At 57.1% G+C, this 19,036-nt stretch carries 13 protein-coding genes; all 13 read right to left on the reverse strand.

The window, feature by feature from the left end; genetic code table 11:
* Entirely contained in the window at positions 1-852 is an 852-nt protein-coding gene (locus HY011_00525) for a 2OG-Fe(II) oxygenase (protein MBI3421411.1), read from the reverse strand.
* Positions 853-865: 13 nt separating this feature from the next.
* Positions 866-1,861, reverse strand: coding sequence for a glycosyltransferase (locus HY011_00530; GenBank protein ID MBI3421412.1), 996 nt, complete (start codon positions 1,859-1,861; stop codon positions 866-868).
* A gap of 51 nt (positions 1,862-1,912) precedes the next feature.
* Positions 1,913-2,563: a hypothetical protein gene (locus tag HY011_00535; protein ID MBI3421413.1), complete on the reverse strand. Its 651-nt coding sequence runs from the start codon at positions 2,561-2,563 to the stop codon at positions 1,913-1,915.
* 188 nt (positions 2,564-2,751) lie between these two features.
* Positions 2,752-3,702, reverse strand: coding sequence for a glycosyltransferase family 2 protein (locus HY011_00540; protein MBI3421414.1), 951 nt, complete (start codon positions 3,700-3,702; stop codon positions 2,752-2,754).
* A 202-nt stretch (positions 3,703-3,904) separates the two neighbouring features.
* Entirely contained in the window at positions 3,905-4,993 is a 1,089-nt protein-coding gene (locus HY011_00545; GenBank protein ID MBI3421415.1) for a class I SAM-dependent methyltransferase, read from the reverse strand.
* A gap of 234 nt (positions 4,994-5,227) precedes the next feature.
* Positions 5,228-6,736, reverse strand: coding sequence for a flippase (locus HY011_00550; protein ID MBI3421416.1), 1,509 nt, complete (start codon positions 6,734-6,736; stop codon positions 5,228-5,230).
* Positions 6,737-7,152: 416 nt separating this feature from the next.
* Complete coding sequence (locus HY011_00555) at positions 7,153-8,700, reverse strand: glycosyltransferase (protein MBI3421417.1); 1,548 nt, start codon at positions 8,698-8,700, stop codon at positions 7,153-7,155.
* A gap of 307 nt (positions 8,701-9,007) precedes the next feature.
* A complete protein-coding gene (locus HY011_00560) occupies positions 9,008-11,491 on the reverse strand; it encodes a polysaccharide biosynthesis tyrosine autokinase (protein MBI3421418.1) in 2,484 nt (827 codons plus the stop codon).
* A gap of 365 nt (positions 11,492-11,856) precedes the next feature.
* Positions 11,857-12,417, reverse strand: a complete 561-nt coding sequence (locus HY011_00565) for a metal-dependent hydrolase (GenBank protein ID MBI3421419.1) — start codon at positions 12,415-12,417, stop codon at positions 11,857-11,859.
* A gap of 117 nt (positions 12,418-12,534) precedes the next feature.
* Entirely contained in the window at positions 12,535-14,982 is a 2,448-nt protein-coding gene (locus HY011_00570) for a polysaccharide biosynthesis tyrosine autokinase (protein ID MBI3421420.1), read from the reverse strand.
* 72 nt (positions 14,983-15,054) lie between these two features.
* A complete protein-coding gene (locus HY011_00575) occupies positions 15,055-16,194 on the reverse strand; it encodes a polysaccharide biosynthesis/export family protein (protein ID MBI3421421.1) in 1,140 nt (379 codons plus the stop codon).
* Between the two features lie 78 nt (positions 16,195-16,272).
* A complete protein-coding gene (locus HY011_00580) occupies positions 16,273-17,631 on the reverse strand; it encodes an O-antigen ligase family protein (protein ID MBI3421422.1) in 1,359 nt (452 codons plus the stop codon).
* A 67-nt stretch (positions 17,632-17,698) separates the two neighbouring features.
* On the reverse strand, positions 17,699-18,889 hold the full coding sequence (locus HY011_00585; GenBank protein ID MBI3421423.1) for a hypothetical protein: 1,191 nt from the start codon (positions 18,887-18,889) through the stop codon (positions 17,699-17,701).
* Positions 18,890-19,036 lie beyond the last annotated feature (147 nt).

A 19,036-nucleotide genomic window follows, 5' to 3' on the forward strand; every position in this document is an offset into this window, starting at 1 on the left:
TTATTTGTTCTCCGGCGGCAGGCCTTTGATCCGGCGCAAGGAACGTTTGAGTAAGTTACTCGACAACCCTTCCACCCCGCTTGTCCGCACTCGCTCAAGGGCCGCTTGCGCGCCAGCCAGCGCGGTCTTTACATACCCTGACGCCCCGGTTGTTTGCTGGTACAAAGTGTTATGCTCCGGCGCGACCGCCGCAGCCTCGCGTTCGGCGGTGTAATAATAGATCGCGAGCGATTTACGCGTGAGTTGCGGCGGCGTCTTGAGCGGCTGCGGATGCCCGTGATAGGAGATTTCATTCGTCTCAAAAATTACCCCGCGATTGAACACCGGCGCGATGTTCTCTAACTGACGCCGCGCCGCCATGTCCCACAACTCCAGACAACCTTGATACTCAGCTTTCCAGTCCTTGTTCAAATAAACCAGCAGGTTCAAGCGCCGATGCAACTTGGTCTTCGGATGAAAATTGTAATCAACGTGAACATCCAAAAATCCGCCGCAACTGATTTGATGTAACCCGCCGCCAGTTAAATCCGGGTCGGCAAGCAACTGCGGAATGCCGGTAATTTCGCTCATCAACCGGCGAAACTCCGGACTGGCCGTGAGCGCAAAAAATTTCTCTATCGGTAAGAGAAAATCTTTTGTGCGCGAGGATTTATGCCGCTGGTGTAAGTAGGTGGTGTTATCCCAGCCCCCCGCTTCAGGCGGTGGATAGGCTTGCAAGATCGCCTCAGCGAAATCCCCGGTTAACACATCATCAATAACCAGATAATGAAAAGGCTCTTTGGAAAACCATTCCCGCCGTAACTCAGTAACTCGAGTACTTAATTTTTCCAGTGTCAGCTCAACTTCGTTCATACATAACTCCAACTCAACCCTCGCAGTTCTGTTTTGGCGGGCCAGCGAAAAGCCGCCGTTTCCGCTGCTCTAACCAGCCCTGTCCCCAGCCCACGAACATCGCCAAATCAAGCGCCAGCAAAATCAGCCCCACGCTGATGAATTGCGCCGGGTTGAGTAACCACCCTAAACTGCGCCCTGCGCGCCGCACCCAAATACTTTTCGCCGTGCGTGCCAGCCAGCCCAACACCGGTAACATCAGCCACCACGCGCTGAGTAACATAGCCAAGCCAACGCAAGCCAATCCGATGGTATATTGCCGCGCCACGCCGTAATGCCAGTAACGTTGCCAGTCCGCCAGAACGTTGTGCCGCGAATACAAAACAAACTTGCGCAAAGTGCGCCGCAGCGTCGGCTGCAATTGCCACCACACCGTGGCGTCAGCCACCCAGCCTGTCCTGGCGCCCGTTTCAGCCGCCTGTTGCATAAACGCCAGGTCTTCTGCCGCGCGCCAATCCGGGAACCCGCCCACACGCTCCCACAACGAGCGGCGCAATAGCGACGAAGCGATGAACGGGCCACGTAACAGACGACCATCGCGCAGCGCTTTTGGTGGTACATAAGCCAAGGCCGCACAGCGTTCAAAAAAACTCGCCGTTACAGCTTCGAAGTTGCCGTAAACGATCTCCAGCGTCGGGTCGGCCTCAACCGCCGCACACAACCGCGCGAGCCATTCCGGTTCCAGCCGAATCCCCGCATCCGTTAAGGCAACCCACTCGTGCGTGGCGGCGGCGATGCCTAAATTACGGCCCTTGCCGGGAGTGGCGGCGGGCACGCGCACGATGCGCAACGGCACGGCAAAACCATGTTGCCGATGCCACCTCTCGATGATCGCGCAGGTTTCATCGGCCGAACCGCCGTCAACGAGAATTACTTCATCGGGGAGGCGGCGTTGGGCGGCGACGCTGGCCAGTAGCCGCTCAATCGAGTCCGCTTCATTTTTGACCGGCACAACGAGCGTGACCTTCACCGATTCGCTAACCCTCCTTGTCTGATTCGCGCGAGGTTCTCGCAACGACAATCAAGCGCTGCGCCGTTGCGCCGGGATTTCATCAAGCGCGTCCTCCAGATTGTTGGCCAGATTATTGGCGCTGCCTTCTCTCATTCTGAGCAAGCGCGCCGGATTGCCGGCGACGATGGCATAAGCAGGCACAGGTTTTGTGACGACCGCACCCGCGCCAACGATAGCGTCGTGGCCAACGCTGGCAAGAATAGTGGCGTTCGCGCCGATCCAAGCGCCATTCCCGATCACCAGCGCTTCTTTGGGCAGATTGCCTTGCTGCTTGACCGGCACATCCAGCCGGTCAAACCGGTGTTGTTTGCCGCCCGCCAGCAAAACCGCCTGCGGCCCGATTAACACGTGGTTGCCGATGTGCGCATAATCCACATAACAATTCGTGCTCAGCCAAACATCCGTGCCCAGCGTGGTGCGCGGGTCTTCCAGGATGACGCCAAAATGCAACACGGCATCGGCCCCGATGGCAGGCAACACCTGGCGGTAAACGGCGCGCCGCAACTTCCAACCAAACGAAAACGGCACGCGGGACAGGGCTTCGGAAACAAACGGAAAGTAAAGCACGCCACACCGCACGCCATAACACACAAGTAAGCCGATGGCACCGCCCAGCACAGCAATCCCGCCATTCCAAATTGCAGCAAGTAATTGACGCATGTTACTAACTACACCTGCAACTAAATTTCCTGGTAGTTACAGCTTCACCTTGTAGTAACGACTTTAGTCGTTATGTGTGCGGGATTGAACGACTAAAGTCGTTACTACAAGGTGAAGCTGTAACTGCCAGGGAACTTAGTAGCTGACGGACTAACTGAATAATTCAAATCTTCGTTTGTGGCCGGGCATCAGCGCCCAAACAATTCCCGGTACGACTCTTTCAAATACTTCCTCTGCAATTGCATGACAGCAGCCAGGTACTCAGCCGGTTGCCGCAGCAAAGTTCGCCGCAAGCGCAAGCTGCCGATGACCAGCGTATGCGCCAGTGTATTACGGACAAACCCGCCCGGCGAAAGCACGGCCTTTTGATAGCGAAACCAGGCGTCAATTTCCTGCAAGCGGCGCTCGTGATTCGTCCAGCGTTTCAGCGCACTTTGGCCGCCATGATGAACGACCTCGGCGGCTGGCTCGAAAATCAATTGCCAGCCTTGTTTGCGCATCCGCGTGCACCATTCCCCGTCTTCGCCATACATTTCAAACGATTCGTCCAGGGGGCCAACAGCGGCAATCATTTCACGTTTGACCATCATGGCCGCGCCGCTAAACGCCGAAACGCTGCGGCGTTCAGTGTGATCCCAATGCTGTGCCAGCAACCAATTCGCCCGCAACTGCGCGGGCAGGAAACGATAAAGCTGCCAGCCTTCCAGCAAGATCGTGAGCACGGTGGGCGGATTGCGCCAGACACTCGGTTGTAAACTGCCATCCGAATTTAACAGGCGCGGCGCGCACGCTCCAATGCGCGGCGCGGCTTGTAAGGTGCGCAGTAACATCGCCAGCGCGCCGGGTTTCACTTCCGTGTCCGGGTTCAACAAAAAAACATAGGGGGCGGCGCTGCCAGCCAGGGCTTGGTTATTCGCTTTGGCGAAGCCCAGGTTTTTCTCGTTCGCCATAAACCGCAGCGGGGCATCGGCCAAACCGGGGCGTGCGACTAAGGCGCGCGCCGCCGCCAGGCTGCCATCCGTTGATGCATTATCGGCGATCACAATTTCGTAACGCACAGGCGGCGGCTGGCGCAGCACGCTTTCGATACAACGCGCAAGCAACTCGCCGCCGTTCCAATTCACAATAACGATTGTCAATTCGACTGCTTGATTCATCCCTTGTACGATCAAATTACGGCTATAGGAAAAACACACCAAGCTGTCGGGCCAGCAAGCTACCGGTACGGAACCGGGAGCGATAGCGACTGGGTTTTCCCGCGTTAGACGTGCTCAAAAGCACCCGGTCGCTATCGCTCCCGGTTCCGTACCGGCGCATTGCCGACATCTTGGTGTAGCACTTCTAGGCCTTGCTCGCCCAGCATTGCAATACATCGCCCCGCAGCGGCTGGCAAAGCCAGTTCCAATACGCGCGCAGTAATAGTTTGCGGGCCGGCCAATACTCTGCGGGTTGGAGCTGGAAGCGCGGCGCGCGTTGTGTTTCGGGGTGCGCCGCCTCGTAATCATAGGAAAATTCCGCCGTATACCCGCCGGGTAACACCGGCAGAGTGCGCTGGCGTTGTAACTGCAACCCGGCGGCTTCGATAATTTGCCGCAGCGTCGCCGGTGAAAAGAGATAAAGATGGCGTGGCGTTTCGCAGCCGTACCAGCGGCTTTGCCAGTGCTGGAAACTAAAACTATCGGCATTGGGCGTTTGCAGGAAGACCGTCCCGCCCGGTTTGAGAAAGCGCGCCACCAACCGCAAGGTTTCAACCGGGTCGTAGACATGTTCGAGCACGTCACATAACCGCACGTAATCGAAGCTCTCCGGCGCAAACGTGTCAGCGGCGAGCGTCCCAGTATGAATCTCGATCCCCCAGCGCTGTTTCCCCAGCAAAGCGGCGCGTTCGCTCAACTCAACGCCCGCCACCCGCCAGCCATGTTGCTTTAGACAAGCCAGGTACACGCCATTGCCGCAGCCGATTTCCAGCGCGCGTCCCGCCGGCACATAGCGCGGAAAATCATTCGCGCTATACAACGCCCGCTTGCCAAAGACTTTCACCAACGCGGGCTGTAACAAACGAAAGCCGAAGCCCGGTTTTTTGACGGGGTAGCCCCAGGCTGCCAGCACGCTCTGACGAATGCCATCCCGCAACCAGCGCAACCAGCCGGAACTGTCCAAGGCCGGATTCGGCGTCATCTCGTTCTGGTAGCTGTAATACTCAGCCTCGGGGTAGTAATAACCAATCTGCTCCGCGATCGGGCGCGGAGAAAGAATCAGAAGCTGGCAGCCCGCACAGTTCACCAGCCCAAACTCACCGGGCAATTGATACAACCGGTCACGCACGGCGAAGAGCCGCTGGAATGCGCCGCCAGCGCACAGCGGGCAGTTGCGCACCTCTTCAGTGCGCGGAATGCGTGGCTGTGGTTCTTTTGTTTCAGTTAACTGCATCTTACTTGAAGAGTGTGCGTAATTGCGTAATTCAGAAAGCATCGAATCCGGCTCCAGCGGAGCCAAATGTTTATAGCAGCCGCGTGGTGAATGCTCTTAAGCTCCAGCGGAGCGGCAGTCAGATGTCGCTCCGCTGGAGCTTGGGAACACTGTTCGAACGAACTATAAACATGCCGCGCCACTGGCGCTAAACCCCTTGTAAACACAGGGCCGGAATTACGCACAAGCTGCATCTTACTTCAGGGAGGCGCTGGCAAAGTAGTGCCGGGTTTGCCTCCGTAACCATTCCCGATCCTCCGGGTTCAGCAAAACACGGTACGCCAACCCGCCATAACTCAACAACGCGCCGGTCACGACGAAGCCCTGCCAGAGGGGCGGCCAGCCAAACCATTTGCCAGCACACAGCGGCAGCAGCAACCACAGCACGCCGGCAAAATACGCTCGCCACGAACTGGCGAAGGGCGAGAACGGCAGCCCGCTGAGTTGCCGGCTGGCACGTATGAATAACACCGCATCCGTCAGTACGCGCAAGCCCCAGGCGAGCGCCGCGCCGCGTGCCCCGAACCACCAGGTCAGGGTGATCACACACAGGATATAAGGGAGCAACTCAAGCCAATAATAACGTGCCACCAATTCCGCTTTACCGGCAGCCAGCACCAGATTCAACGGCGCCACCGCTAAAATGTTAAAGACCGCGCCGCCGAGCAAGAGATAAAACGGCCCGGTGCTCTCGCGTCCATATTCGGCGCCCGCCCAAAAGGTAAAAAACGGTTGCGCGAGCAACGCCATGATGACCACCAGCGGCGGCGCCGTCACTAAAATGGCGCGGCTCGCTTGCTGGTAAAGCCGCTGCAAGTCAGCGCGCGCGGCGCTGGCCTGCAAGCGCGTAAGTGCTGGCAATAAGACCTGGCCCAAGGCCGTGGGAATCATCGTCAGCAAATTGGCCAGCGTATAAGCCACTGTGTAATGCGCGAGCGTCTTGACTGAAGCGACGCGCGCCAGCACCAGCTTTTCGCCATTCGCCAGCACCAAGGCCGCCAATTGCGAAGCCACCAACGCCGCCCCAAAGCGGGCCAGCGACCTGAGCATGACAAAATCAAACCTGGGCCTGACTAATTGCGGCAGCAGCCGTAGCGAAAAAAAGCCGTGCACCAGCGCCAATAAACCATTGCTGACCGCCACCACCGCAACGGCTCCCACCAAACCGCCGCCGCACCACAGCACGATTGGCGTGAAAATGATCTGGGCGAGATTGGCGCCGGTCGTCAGCAGTGAGTTCAGCCGCATCCGCAACCGCACCAGTTGCGGCGTGTTCAACACACTGCTGAGCGCGCGCGCCATGAATCCTAACGCGGCAATGCGCAACGCCAGCGTGGCGGGCGGTTGCAACGCTGCGGGCAAGTGCAGCCCGCGTTCCAGCAACAGCTCCGCCGTCAAGACCAGCAAGACCGCCAAGACCAAGACTGGCGCCAGACCGATGAGCAACGCCGTCCAGATGACGGTGGCTTCCCCCTCGTCATCGCCGCGCGCGTGCGCCTCGGCCCCGTAACGTGTCGAAGCCATCCCCATGCCCAAATCACCAAAGGCCAGATAGCCAATCAGCAGGTTGATTAACGTCAAAACCCCATACGCTTCGGCACCCAGCCAGCGAATCACCAACGGCGTCGCCACAAACGAGGCCACTAAGGTCACACCTTGCCCGCCCAGATTCCATAAGCTGCCGCGCGCGACCTGCTGGGCCATTCCCATGGTTTGGGTATTGGGGAAGCCGCTCTTCGGCTCCGGCTTCCCAGGAAAATTGGATTCCGCTTGTGTCGGGGAGTCTGAAGAAATTGCCGCTGATGTTACCGCCTTAGCCTTTGGAGTAAGGTCAGGGGGTTGATTAATTTGGACAGTCACATTCCCGCCAGCCGCCACGTTGCTTGCTCAAGCAGTGCTGCGTTTACCTCCGCACCTTGCTCTTTGTTACTGCTGTAAATATGGTCAAAGTGTGCTGCAAAAAATTGCGCCCCGTAAAAAATTCGGGGATGTCGTGAAAGCGCAAGTTCAGAGTTCACGCTCCAGCGTCTCACGGGTAGGAAGCTGACACGCTGAAGCGTGAACTCTGAACTTCTCTCCCCAATTTTTTTACAGAAAGAAAAATCGTCACGCACAGCTTATCACTCCGCTTCATCCAGAATTTGCCGCGTGTCGGCGCTGATCTTGCCCTGCTGCGCGAGAATCTTTTGCAGATGCGTTTTCATCACCTGGCGATAGACGTTGAAGTATTCCCGCGCCACCCGCTCGGCGCTCATATAATCCAAAATGAATTTGCGGCCCGCGCGCGCGCGTTCCTGGGCTTGCCCCATATTATGCACCGTCCAACCCAGGGCCGCGTGCAAGGCCTCGGTATTGCGCGGGGGCACGATGATGCCGTGCTTGCTGTTGCCCACGACATCGCGCACGCCGCTGACATCCGTCACCACCAGCGGGCGTTCCAGCATCAAGGCTTCGATGACCACCGAGGGGAGCGCTTCCTGCAACGAGGCGTGCACGATCACGTCGGCGGCGGCCATCAGCAACAAGGCGTCGTCGCGCCAGCCCAGAAACACCACACGGTCGTAGACATCCAACTCTTTCGCCAGGTTTTCCAGCAGTTCGCGGTCAGGGCCAATGCCCACCAAATAAAGCGTGGCATCCAAGCCCTCATCGCGCAACAGGGCAAAGGCTTCCAGCAAAAACCGGTGACCTTTCTCCCAATGCAGGCGCGCCACACACAGCAAGGACAAGCGCTCGCGCATACCCAACTCGGCGCGCAACTTTTCCACCAACTCCGGCTTGACGGTCTCGAACCGCTCCAGCGTCTGGCCATAAGGGATCAACGAGACTTTGCTTTCAGGCACGTGTTCACGGCGCGTCAAAATATCGCGCACCATTTGCGACGGAGCGATGATGTGATCGGCCTGACGGTTGATCCAGTCTTCCAGTTTGAGATAAACATCGCGTTTGAATTTGGAGGGTATTTGATAGACCGCATCCGAGTGATGGCGCGTCACGACCAGGCCGCGTTGCCGTTGTTTGGCCGCCAACAGCCCCACCAGCGTCGGGTCAACCAGATGCGTATGGACAATGTCTATGCGCTCTTTTTGAATGATTTGCAGCAGGCGGTAAAGGGCTTTTGGATACTGGCTGCGATGGCGGCAATCGAGCGCATAAACCTGCACGCCGCGTTTGTCTAAATCTTTGGTGAAACTGCCTTCTTTGCCCAGCGTCACGGCCAGATACGTGATGGCCCGGCGGTCAGTGAAATCACAGAGGCTGTTGAGATAGTAGTTGGAGGTCTCGACATTCGTAACGTGCAACACCCGTAACGGACGCGTAAACGGTTTGACCTTGGGCATCTCGTAGGCATCAACGACCGCTTGCAGCTTGCCGCTGCGGCTGGGCTTGGGTAGCGGTTCGTCCTTTGATTCAACGCGCACCTGCGGCGGCGGTACGGGTTGGGTATAAACATCCGCCAGAATTTCTTCACGATGACCCGGTGCTTTGGGGGCTGACCGCTGGAAACTTTCGGCGGCTGGCCCTTCGGAGGGCGGCGGCAAGGGCGAAACATAGGCTTGCGCCGGTTGTGGGCGAGGCTGCCGCAACTTCCCCGTAGGCTCACGCCGAAACTCGGTGGCGGGTTTGATGGAAATCACTTCAGCGAATTCTTGGTCCTTACTGTTCATAAGTTTCAACGCACACGACAGCGCACCCAACCTGACGGACAACCGGCTATAGACTTCAAGAAAAAGAATTTCCGTAGCCAACTCCAACGGAGCATCAGCCAACAGCCTGGGGGGGGCAACCCCAGGAAGTCCATTGAGTCGTGGTGCGAAGCCCTGAAAGGGCGGCAGCCAAGCCTCTGGCTGGCGCCCTTTCAGGGCTGGCCGAACCATTTGCACGACTCCCCAGGGCTTCACCCTGGGCTGTTGGCTGGTCGCCCCTTTGGGACTTTTCGGAAATTCTTTTTCTTAAAAGCTATGGTTCGACGAACTAATCGCCTACCCCAGCCTTGCCCAACCCAATGTCTTTGCTTTGGCTTCCGTAATTTGAATGATAACGATAATAGTAGTAATCGTAATATCCCTCGCGTTTCAAATCTACGTTATTGAGTACCACGCCAAAAATTTTCGCGCCGACACTGCGTAAATCCTGCTTGGCCCGGCGCACGATCTCGCGCGTGGAACGGCCCGCTTGCACCACCAGAATAACGCCGTCCACGAGGGTGGACAGAATGGCAGGATCGGTCACATTCATCAATGGCGGCGAGTCAATCAGAATGTGGTCGTACTCTTTGGCCGCCGTGCGAATCAGTTCGCGCATGCGCTCTGACGCAATCAGTTCCGCCGGATTCGGCGGAATCGGCCCGCAAGGCAGCAGGGTCAAATGCGGAATCGGCAATTGTTGGATCACCGAATCCAACGGCACATTGCTCGACAAGTAAGTCGAAAGGCCACGTGTTTGATTGAGCTTGAATTGCCGGTGAATCGCGGGGCGGCGCAAATCGCCGTCAATGAGCAAAACCGAAACGCCCAGATTGGCCAACGAAATTGCCGTGTTGATGGCCGTGGTCGTCTTGCCTTCGGCAGGCTGGCTGCTGGTGATCAAAATTGTTTTGGGCGGATTGCCCGCCGAAGAGAGCAACACCGCCGTGCGCAACATACGATAGGCTTCAACCACGGAAGACAATCCATCCAAGGTGGCCAATGCCTCGCCTTCGAGGGGTTGCAAACCGCGCGGGGCCAGCGCGGCGATCCCGTCAGCCTCAGCCGCCGATTCATTGAGGACTCCGGTGACGGCCTCTTTGCGTTTGGAACTCAGCATCCGCATCGCGCTCTGACTAACCGCTGGAATCATCGCCAGGGTCGGCAATTGCGCGGCGCGCAACACGTCTTCGACATTCTTGACGGTGTTGTCGAGGTACTCTAACAACAAGGCCAGACCGATCCCGGCAAACAGGCTCAAAAACATGCCAATCAAGATCGAACGAGCGCGGCGCGGGCCGACGGCGCCATTGGGAATGCGCGCGGGTTCGATGATGCGCAAATCGGGGCTTTGCTCCGCCAGTTGGAAATTGGCTTGATTGGTTTTGGAAAGGAAATCGTTGTAAAGCGCTTTGGCCGTGTCTACGCGCTGTTTGAGAATGTTGAACTGAATCGCGGCCTGATTTTGCTGCACGGCCTCGCTTTTGGCTTTGTTGAGCGAGGTCTTCAATCCCTGTTCGTCGCGCACGGCGCGTTCATAATCGGCGCGCAACTTGTCTTCCAGCTTGCGGCGCGTCTCGGACAACAACTTTTCCAGTGCGGCAATCTGTTGTGTAACTTCGGCCACCTTGGGATTCTCAGGGCCGAATTTGACATTCAATTGCGCGGCTTGCACCTGCAACTCGCCGAGCTTGGCTTGCAGGGTATTGGTCTTCGGATCGGAAAAGGCGTCGGGCAGGCGGGCGACGCGCCCTTGCTTGACCTCTTCGTAAAGCGATTGTTTGAGCATCCGGTCGGTTTCGGCCTTGAGCGACTCGTCGTGCAATTTGGTGAGCTTGTCGCTGGTCAGCGTCTCTTTGCCTTCGGTCGAAAAGATATTGTTGACGCGGCTGTAATCAGCCAACGCCTGTTCGGATTGTTGCACCTGCGTTTGCAACTTGCGCGTCGTTTCGTCCAACCAGCCAGCCGATTTATTAAAGCGCGAGGTCTTGGCCTCGAAGCTGCGATTCAATAACACCTGCGCCGCGCCGTTGGCGACAGCGGCGGCGATCAAGGGGTCGGTATGCGTGTACGTAATCAGCAAGGCGCGCGTCTCGGGAATTTGATCTACGTACAAGGAGCGGCTCAGCACTTCGACATACGGTTCCAGCCTGGCGCTTTCCTGCGGCGTCGGGGGCGCGAGTTGGTCTTCGTTCAGTTGGATGGGGTTGACCGGCGGCAAATAACTGGGCTGTTCGAGCGGGCGGCGCAGTTTGGCCAAAATTGTTTTTAAGGCTTCGGCAAAGGTCTTTTTCTGCTCTACGTCCATAAAATGCGGTTGCGACTCCAGCTTCAAACGCCGGACGACCTCCTCTTTCAGCGGGTAAGTCGTCAGCAACAGCATTTCGGTTTTGATCTTGTCGGTATCGTCGGCCTGCACGAGCACGTTATTCTCTTTGAGAAAGGTGGCTGTGTCTTTGGCGACGGCCACCTTGGCCGTCGCCTGGTAGGTGGATTTAACGCGGAAAGATTCCAGGGTGACAATCAGCGTGGCAATAAACAGCACCGTCAGGATCAGCCATTTGCGTTTGCGCACCTTACGCCAGATCTCTCGGAAGTTGAGGCTGTCCGCGCCCGCGCCTGTCTGCGGCAAACCGTTGGCGTCACCCATACCATTCGCCATCAACCCCGTGAGCGCGCCCGGAAGATAGGCCGGGTTCAGGCGCATCAACTCCTGTGAAGTGGAGTTGCGGTCAGACACCTGCTCCGGGTTGCGATTCTCTTCCGACATCATTCCCTCCCAATTGCCTTGCAAAATTCGGATGTGCAGTACACTGCTGGCAAAGACCGGGCACCATCCAAGTCTCTTCAGTCCGCCGCCTCTGTTAGGGACAGCTCAATCTTCCCTGCACCAAGTACGTATTATGTGTGTATGACGAAACGGCTCATCAGTCAGACCGCCTGTCAGCAAACAATCTCTCAAAACAATCTGTATTGCTCAGGCTCTTAACTTGATCGTTTGAGCCAGGCAGCGCTGCGTGGCATGGGACGCATTGTTCATTGTTCATTGTTCATTTGTCATTGTTCATTTGTCATTGCCTGACAGCACCTTCCGCAATGACAAATGAACAATGAACAATTTATCTTTTGAACAATGCCTTAATCCGCCCGCCTGACCCAACGCCGGGCTTGCCGCAGGCGCAGGGCGTAACATAACGCCGCCAGCGCCAGCCACGGCGTGAAAATCAAAACCTCATACAGGCTGATTTCCAGCCCCCGCCGCAAGACGGTATTGATTGGCTCGCTGCCCGGATAAAACGCGAAATAGTCGAATAAGCCAAAGCGCAATTTCTCATCCGAGAAAGGCCAGTACAAGGCCGCACCGCCAAAATCTTTGCGCACCAGCATGTCCAACACACCGTGCGAGAACGTCGCGCCGCTCAAGAGCCAGACCTCGCGCGCGCGCCAGGCGCGTCCGTGCCGCTGCCAACCCGCCACCAGCAACCCTACACCAACCGCAAAGAAGGCTGAATGTGTCGGGCCGCCGTGTACGGCAACTCCCCAGCCCAGCACCCAGGCAAAAACCAAATCCACATCCGGCAAAATCCCCAGCACCGCGCCCAGCGCCAGGGCCTTGCCCAACCGTCCGCCGGCGCGCGGTTCCCGACTGGCTAAAATGACGCTTGCGCCCACGATTCCATGAGCGATTGGTAATGGCATGCAGTCCTTTGCCAGCCAGACCGGCTGTGAAAACAAAAGGGTGATCCAGGTTTCATCCTCACCCAATCACCCTTGCACCATGCCGAATTGTCATCCCATCCGAGCCTGCTGAGAGGTTCAGCCGCGTGCCCGGCCCGCTTCGATCCGCTCTTCCACGCTGCGGTAATAAGAATAGTCGTTGCTGTACCCTTCCCGCTTCATATCGAAGTTATTCAAGACCACGCCAAACACCTTGGCGCCCACATTGACCAGTTCCTGCCGGGCGCGGCGCACGATGTCCCGTGTGCTGCGACCGGATTGGACGACCAGAATGACGCCATCCACCATCGTCGAAAGAATCACCGGATCGGTCACATGCATCAGGGGCGGCGAATCAATGATCACGTGTTCATAACGAGCCGCCGCCTCTTGCAACAAACTGCGCATGCGCTCCGAAGCAACCAGTTCCGCCGGGTTGGGCGGGATCGGCCCACATGTCAACACATCCAATTTGGGCACGCGCGAATGCTGCACTACTTCATCCAACGCCACCCGGCCCGACGAGAGAAAGCTGGAAAGCCCCACCGATTTGTCCACACGCAGCGCGCGGTGCACCGACGGACGCCGCAGATCGGCATCTATCAGCAAAACCGTCGAACCGAGTTGCGCCAGCGAAATCGCCGTATTGACCGAAGTCGTCGTCTTACCATCGCCGGGCTGGCTGCTGGTGAACAGGATCGTTTTGGGCGGATTGCCCGCTGTGGAAAGCAACACCGAGGTGCGCAACATGCGATAGGCCTCCATCACCGAAGCGACATGATCGCCTGGGACGACGGGCTTCACTTGCGCGCGCATGGCTTCACTGGCGCCTTCGCCAGTCACGGGAATCAAGGTGCCTGTGCCATCACCTTCCGCAGCCAGCGCGCCGGTCTTGGCGGACAATTGCTTGCGGCTGGCCAGCTTCATGGCACGCGCGGACGAATCACTGATGGCCGGAATGACCGCCAGCGTGGGCAACCCCGCGATGCGATGCACGTCCTCGACGCTTTTCACGGTGTTGTCCAGATATTCGAGGAAGAAGGCCAACCCCATCCCAATCGCCAGACTCACCAGGAAGCCCAGCAGAATCGTGCGCAACCGTTGCGGGCCAATCGGCGAAGCCGGCACTTCCGCCGGTTCGATCATGCGCAGGTTATTGTGTTGCTCAGCGACGGCCAGGTTGGCTTGATTCGTCTTGTTCAAAAAGTCGGTATAAAGCTGCTTGGCCGTATCCACCTGAGATTTCAGAATGTCGTATTGAATCGAATTCTGGTTTTGCTCGACCGCTTCGGACTTGGCCTTGGCCAGGGCGTTTTTGAGCGAGAGTTCATCACGCACGGAACGCTCGTAATCGGCCCTGAGCTTTTCGGCCAGCGTGCCACGCGTATCTTTCACCTGGGATTTCAGGGTTTGAATCTTTTGCTGCACCTCGGCAACACGCGGATTTTCGGGGCCGTACTTGACGCTTAACTCCGAGGATTGGACTTCGAGTTTGCCTAACTCTTCCTGCAATTTGCCGGTTTGCGGATCAGAGAATGAATCGGGCAACTGGGCGACGCGGCCCTGTTTGACTTCTTCGTAAACGGATTGTTTCAACATCCGCTCCGTCTCGGCTTTCATCACCTGACTGTGTAATTCGGAAAGCTTCTCGGCGGGCAGCGACTCTTTGCCTTCGGTCGTAAAGATGCCCCGCGCCTTGGTGTAATCGGCCAGGGCTTGCGTGGCCTTTTCCACTTGGGCCTTGAGTTCAGCGGTAGAACGCTTCAGCCATTCAGAGGTGTCGCTAAAACGCTGGGTTTTGCGCTCGAAACTGCGGTCAATGAAATTGTTCGCCACGCTGTTGACGATGGCGGCAGCCAGTTGCGGGTCGCTGTGGTTATAGGCGATTTCGATCACCCGCGTGTCTTTGAGCGCGGAAACATTGAGCGTGTTCTTAAGCGTGTTGACATACGGCGACAGCCGCGCGCTTTCCTCTTCACTGCGCTCGGTGAGCGTAGGCTTGCTTTGCACCGGCGCGGGCAGCGGCGCGCCAAACGCGCCCCCCGTCATTTTATGCAGAATGTCCGCCATCGCTTCGGTCACGGAACGTTTGCGCGTGGCGTTGAGGAAGTTTGGATTTTGATCGAGCTTCAAATTGACCACGACATCTTCCAGCAAAGGACGGCTCTTGATAACGACCAATTTGGTGTTGATGTTGTCGGCGTCATCGCTTTGCACCACGAAATCTTTGGTGCTGACGGTGGTCGCGCCAATGTCCTTGGTGACTTCGATCTGGGCGGCGGCTTGATAGGTGGAAGGCGTGCGATGAATCTCGATGGTGACGAGCGAGGTAATGATCGCGACGACGGCCAGCACCAGCCATTTCCGTTTGCGCAAGATGCGCGCCAATTCGCGCGCGTGCAACCCTTCGGCATGGACGGTTTCGGTAAAACTGTTGTAGCCGTATTCGTCGTTCAAGCTGCTGAGCCGGGTTGCCGTGACCGGACGCGCCAACAAAGACTCGTCTTGTGGTTCAAACTTCTCCAGACCCTTACTTTCTTCAGACATAACTTTACCTGGAATAACAGTCTGTTACTTGGTGGCGGGACAAGCTGGCACCCCCTGTCCCGCGTAGCGATTTTAGAAGCGCGTAGGCAGCCGCATAGAGTTGGTGCCGAGCGCTTGCAGCAACGCCTGACTTACCGATTTCACACGACTGTTGGGGATCATAATGATGTCGTTGGCTAAGATCACCGGGTCCTCTTTCGATTTGCCCGTCATGACTGCGTTGACATCTACGGGGATTTCTTTGCGGCCTCCGGTAGCGGGGTCGTCGCGAAAGATCACGGCGCGGTTGGAGGCGGCTTTGAAGAGCGTGCCTTGGGCGAGCGCCACGGCTTGGCGCAAGGTCGTGCCTTCTTTCAAGGGGTACGAGCCGGGCGCATTCACTTCGCCCGCCACGTAAAAGACATCAATCACCGGCACCGTCACCACATCGCCCGGCTCAATCAAAATGTTTTGCTCAAACTGGCCGCGAAACAGGCCGCTGATCTGGGCGGTAATCAGTTCGACTTGCGTGTCGGCCTCATCGCTGTTGACCTCGGCCTTGATCCCGGCGGCATTACCATTCGCGTTCGCCGCAGCCGGTTCCGTCTTCGCGCCTGCACCCTTCTTTTCGCGAATGACAAAGGCGGTCGAGCCATGATTGTCCTGCAAGCCACCGGCAATGGTCAGCAAGCGGAACAGGGTCGGGCGGCCTTCGATCATGTAAACGCCCGGCGCGCGGACAGCCCCCTGGATGAAAAAGCTACGGCTGTTGTATTGCTTGACGACGACGCTGACTTTGGGGTCTTTGAGATAACGCCCGCGCAAGCCATCCGCGACTTGCTTCGACAACTCTTCGGTCGTCAGGCCCGCCACCTTGATCTGCCCCAAATGTCCCATCAGGATCATGCCGGCGGCATTGATCTGAAAGTTGCGCGACAGTTCGGGCGCGTCTTCGATGGTGACTTCGATGACATCCTTGGCGGCCATCCGATAGTCTTCATTGGAGAGCATAATCACTTCCGGCCCGCGCGCATTGCCGCCACCGCCGCCGTTTGAAGTGGGAGGCGGATCGAACCGTTTGGTCGTCGCGGGCGCGCGTTGTTGCGCCCAGGCCGGCAAACCCAAACAGCTTGCCACAGCCAGCAGCGCCACAAACCGCAGCGTCAAGCGCCCAAACGACCATTGCCGATCAAAGAACAATTCTATTTCCCTTAAAGAGCCAAACTGCTTCATAACCACGACCTCCTTGTGAGGTGGAGGGATTCAGCATTTATCCGAGAACGGACGCGCGGGGCCAGCGACGCTGCTGAATCAAATTGTTTTTGCCGTCTTCTGGCTGCGCGCCGGGGTGCCAATGACAGAGACAAAGGCAGCGAGCAACAAAAACAACAGCGAATTCGAAGGTAACTGCAAATTGAAATCAAAGAAACTATGCACCAACATTGCAAAAACACCACTCCCGGCACCCAACACCAACGCAGCCAACGCCGGATCGGGATGTTGCACCCCACGGAAAAAGCTGCGAAAGAAAACGATCAAAAACCAAAGCGCCAAACCACCGCCAACCAACCCGGCATCTGCCAGCACTTGCAAATAATCGTTGTGAGCTTCGGCCACTGGCAGATATGCGCTATCCCAGTTCGTGAACTGCGGAAAGGCCGTTTGATACGCGCCCAAGCCAACACCCAGCACCGGATTGGCGGCGATCAATTTCAAGGTTCCATCCCAGATGACGCCGCGACTGGAATACAAGGTCTGTACGCCCTGCCCGGCTTCACCCGATACCCGACTTTTCGCCAGACGATCCAGCACCGGATCAACGCCCACCCAGAAAATCCCGCCCAGGATAGTCACGAGCACCAAAACCCCGACGCTCACCCGCGAGAGCAACAAGGCGCGTTGATGCAGCACAGGTTGCCCGGCACGGACACGCCTTTTTTGCGCGACCCATAAACTCACCGCCAGGGCAAAAAGCACACTGCTGAACATGCTGATTAAGCCGCCCCGGGAAAGCGAAATGACCGCCGCCACGCCCATCACCACAGCGGCAAATCCATAAAAGAGCCGCGCGTCCCGGCGCACGCTTTTGAGCAACACCATGGCCAGCGGGATGGGCATCAGCATCTCGACATAACCGGCAAAATGGTTCCGATTCACAAACGGCCCGAAGACTCCCTCTTTTGGGAACGTCGGTTCGATGAACCAAAAAAACTTGCCATTCCAGGAAAAATGTTGCGCCAACCCAAAAACTGCAAATAGCAAACCATAAAATGCCAGAAACCGGCCCACCGCTTCAATCCGCTCGCGTTTCGTCAAAAAGTTCGCCGCCAGCAACATCGCCGCTAACAAACAACCGAGTAAGAGCACGCGCAAGCGGGTCGCTTCGACATCCGCCGACAGGCTGCGGATTTGCCCATCCGCTTCCGTCACCGCCACACTTTGCGCCAAGCCAACCAGGAGCAGGGCGAAAACGGGCCAACAGAGCGCCGGCACCAACACAACCAATTGCTGATCGAGTACAGCCTTGACAGCCCAGAGTATCAGCAAAATCGTAACCGCCAATTCAAAGAGCGCCACCGACCAGGGTTCGACAGTCCCAAACGCCAAGGCTGTAAAAACCAGCAGCACGATCAATCCGGCAGAGATAATCTTATCCAAGGCGGCACCCATGGGTTGATTGCAGCCCGCGCCCAATCACAGCGGCGACAGGTCAAAGAGAAATTCCTGAACTACAAAACTACTGTTCACGCAGCACGAAATCATCCAACCAAATCGCCCCGCTCGTCGGATCGTCATAGGCGTATTTAGGAATACGTACCAAAGCGATATTGACCCCTGCACTGTCCAGCGGTGCCGTAAATTCAAACTGCAAATGCTGCCAGTCTTTTTGGCCCGGTTCGACTGGGGCCGACGTCGCCAGAATGCTGCCCGCATTGCGCACCGCCAAGCGCGGCCCTTCAGGCGTCACCAACTGCTCAACTTTGGCATAACATTCGAGATGGTATTGTACACCCGGCCTGACGGCCGCTAACTGAAAAGTTTCACCATTGAGCGTAGTGGTATCACGTCCGAGAAAGATCACTTTTAAGGCTCTTGAGCCGCCCCGGCCATGCTCGGCATCAATGCCAAAGCGCGCGAATTTGCTCTCACCCAAATACCAATCGAATTGGCTTAACGACTTCGCCACCGGCGGCAACTCGAAGTCTCCGTTCCAAAGCAAATTGCCCGCATTCGGCTTTGCAGCGCCAATCAAATCAAGCCAGACCATACGCGCCAAGGCAGTTTGTTTGCGCGCGATCAAGGTATTGATGAACTGTGCGCATTGCGGATCAAGTGCGGCTTTGTGCCGATCAAGCGTTTTGAACAGTGTTGCGGCCTCGGCAAACAAATCCTGTTCGGCAAAAAATTGCAGCAGCGCCATCTGCGCTTCAAACTTCGTGCCGGTCACTGCGTGCAGCAAGGCCAGTCTTTTACCTCCGACCTGCCACAATAAGTCAAAAGCCAGCGGATAAAGGCTCGCATTTAGCTCACCTGCTCGAGCAAAGGCTGGCACAGACTCTTCAACCCTATCCAAGCGAACAAGCAAATTCGCCAACGCCCAATTTGCATCGCTGTTGCGGGGCGCCAATGCGACCGCACGCTGCAAGGACTTTTCCGCCGCAGCCGCTTCACCCACGCCTTCCTGCGCTTGCCCCAATATCTGCCAGGCGGCGTCATTATGAGGGATCAGTTTCACGGCCTGCTCGGCATAGGGGAGCGCGGCGGCAAAATCGGTTTTGTCGCGAATCAAGGCTTTCGCCATCCCCAGGTTCAACCGGGCCGAATGCGGCCAAGTGCCTAAAGCAGCGGCATAAACACTAGCCTCAAAGGTGAACCGGACATCGGATAACTGCCGCACGATGAAATGTGCCCGGATCAGACTGAGCATTAAACCGCTCACCAAGAAGACTGGCAACAACAACGTAAGCTTTGCGGCAGGCCGATCAAGCTTATAAAAAAGTATCACGTGAATAACCTTATCATTACCCAAGGTGAGGAAAAACGGGTAAGGCAACGGCTTGATGATAACTGTCTC

The organism is Acidobacteriota bacterium (assembly GCA_016196035.1).
Classification (GTDB): Bacteria; Acidobacteriota; Blastocatellia; order RBC074; family RBC074; genus JACPYM01.